At 35.2% G+C, this 2928-nt stretch carries 2 protein-coding genes; both read right to left on the reverse strand.

Annotation, left to right across the window (positions count from 1 at the left end):
- Positions 1–256: 256 nt before the first annotated feature.
- Complete coding sequence (locus tag EA341_RS00280; protein ID WP_293010680.1) at positions 257–1426, reverse strand: AAA family ATPase; 1170 nt, start codon at positions 1424–1426, stop codon at positions 257–259.
- A 506-nt stretch (positions 1427–1932) separates the two neighbouring features.
- Positions 1933–2541 carry a hypothetical protein gene (locus EA341_RS00285; protein ID WP_293010681.1) on the reverse strand — a complete coding sequence of 203 codons (609 nt, stop codon included), beginning with the start codon at positions 2539–2541 and terminating at the stop codon, positions 1933–1935.
- Positions 2542–2928: the final 387 nt, after the last annotated feature.

The raw sequence follows: 2928 nt of genomic DNA on the forward strand, positions 1-2928 counted from the left end.
CGCTGCGTGAACCCTTTTGTCATTTTATGATCTGTAAATACCAAATTTTAAAATCTCGGAATGACAAAGTGAAGTTCACTGCACCCTTAACCTTTAACTTTTTAACCCTTAACAATCTTTATATCAGTTAAAAGTTCATTTGCCCCAACGTTTTAACCATTAACAACTTGTCCGCCGAGACAGATTTAACCTTTAACAATCTTCTAATCAGTTAATCAATCCTGGCTACGGCAGGCAGTAATCGATCAAACCAAATTCAATACATAAGTCCAAAATGCCAAAGCGGAATGGTATTAAGATAGCCTCTTTCAATATTATCTTTGACGAGATACCCTCTCTTGGCTGTTTTGATTTGTTTGATGCCTTTATCCTTTCCTCCTACCTCAAAATCCATATCATTTATTTTAAAATCACCGAGGGATGAATTCCATACCTTATGATCCACTTTCAATTGATTGAGAAAAAACGTTTCCCTGATAGTTCCCTTATTTTGGTTTTCACCAGCTAGGATGTACACCAAATTAGTATTATCGAGATACACTTTATCGACTTTACCCAAAGCACGAATGCCTTCTGTTTGACTTCTTAATTGTGAGACCATTCCCGCATCCTCCATGTAGAGCAGATAGTCTGCTATGTTGTTACGGCTAATATTCAACATCTCAGCAAGCTTACTCATATTGGGTTTGAAAGGTACACTTTGCGCCACTATTCCCAATAACTGCTTCAATTTCCTTCCTGTCGAAACATTCATTTGGGCGAAAGTCGGAATATCCACTTCTAATGTTTGGTTAACCACCTGCTGTAACCTCATCCCAAAATCAGCTTCGTCAGCAAAAGGGTAATAACCAGTTTTTAAATAGTCCTGGAAAAGAGGCAAAGGATGCGGAATTTGAGGAACCTCCACCTTTTGATTGACAATCTCATCCATCGAGTAAACTGGAATGTCTATCAGGTGAAATAGCCTCAAATATTCGCGGAATGACAATCCCTGCATGGAGTATACTACAGCTCTTCTGCTAAGGTCTGAACTCCCTTTTTTAATATCAAGAATGGATGACCCGGTAAATACCACTTGTAACTCTTGATGGTAATCATAAATCAGCTTAAGTTCTTTTGACCAATCTGGATACTTGTGAATTTCATCAACAAACAGATATTTACCACCCACTTTTACAAATTCGCTTGCAAGATCGGTCAATTTATTTTTTGCAAAATAGAAATCTTCTGCGCTTACATATAAGGTCTCACTGAGATTCAGATTGCTTTTGATATGCTGTAAAATCAGCGTTGTTTTCCCTACTCCCCGCGGTCCAATGAGTCCAAGTAATCGGTTTTTCCAATTGATTCTATGATAAGCATAGCGTCTAAATACCGTATCTACCTGAGTAATCAACTGATTTGAGTATTCAAATAAATGATCCATGATGCGAAGTAAAGCAGAAAATAATATTTCGCACTATGATGGTGCATTTTTTTTCATTTTTTGCACCGTAATAGTGCATCTTAGTAAAGGCAAGAGTAGGTACCAGTCAAGCCAGGTCATAAGGGAGTAAACAATTTTAAATATTAGATTAAAAATGATTACCATAATTTCCGTTAGTCAATCATATCTACAGCAGGCAAGTAATGGGTTCATGAGTTAATCAATTAAACAACAACTCAAAAGATTCCTCCTGAGTCAGAATGACAAGGTGAAGTAAAATGCACTCTTAACCAACAATCGAATTACAATATACGACGCTCTTTCCTGCGCTTCAACATTAAATTAAATCCACCGCGGAAAGCAAAATGTCAAGGTTAAAAGTTCATTTTCCCGCACCCTTAACCCTTAACTTTTAACAATTTAACCTTTAACAATCTTTCTATCAATTAATCCGTTAATCAATTAAACAATTAGCCCCTCCTACTCCCACAGCAAAATACCTTTTGTCACCCGGCACTGCTGATCTTCTCAAAATACTGACAGACCTTATAGAATGAATCAGATTGGTTTACATAAAAGATATGGGAATGAACGAATTTTTCCAGGTACAGCAATTGCCCATTGTTATAATCAAATAATATCGGTTCCTCTTCATTTCTGAAAATGCTTTCATCTATCTGGTTTTCACCGAAGATATCATCCTTGATAATACTGAGGCGCTCCCTTCCATAGTCATATTTTTTGTGCAAAAATGCCAGCAACTCATCATCCAATTGTATCAGGTAGAAAGAGGTGGTCCTGAATTCATCTTTTACAACAAAACGTTCCACCTTCAATAAGCCCATAGGTAGCTTGGCAACACAGCCCAGTTTGGGTTTGCTCCCTTCCAATTGATCTAAAATCATGGAAAGGTCATAATCATTATGGTTTACTTTGACTCTAAATTCTTCTTTAACCATGTTAATCTTAAAAAACTGATCCAACAACATGGTTATAGGATCAAAAATTTCTGAATCATGCCGGTATTTAAAATGGACCTTTACACCATTTAATACTTTTTTCTTTCTCAGGTATCCGGAGAATATAAATCTAAAATAGTTTACCAAGCTTGTCATGTTCTTAAAATTGTATTGTGGTTTTCAAATGGCTTAATGATAAAAATGAAGTGAGTTCATATCCACTTGGATTAAATTTAAAAAAAATTAACAATAACTATACCTAAATCAACTATACCAAACCCTTAAATTTTTAATTATATAATAACAATATTTGATAATATTTAAGAATGATAGGTGAAATCCATCTATACACCCCAAATAATTGAATTATGTAACCTGATTTTGCTTCTTCATTTTTCAGAAAATATTTTTTGTTTATTTTTTTGGCCGCAATAAGGCCGATTTCGAAAAAAGCCTTTCGCCAAAAACAGGGAAGGGAAATAGTGAGAAGTGAGTAGTGATGAATTTAAAATTTAAAATGTAGAATTGAAAATGAGAACACCT

This window comes from Mongoliibacter sp. (assembly GCF_007692705.1).
Lineage (GTDB): Bacteria > Bacteroidota > Bacteroidia > Cytophagales > Cyclobacteriaceae > Mongoliibacter.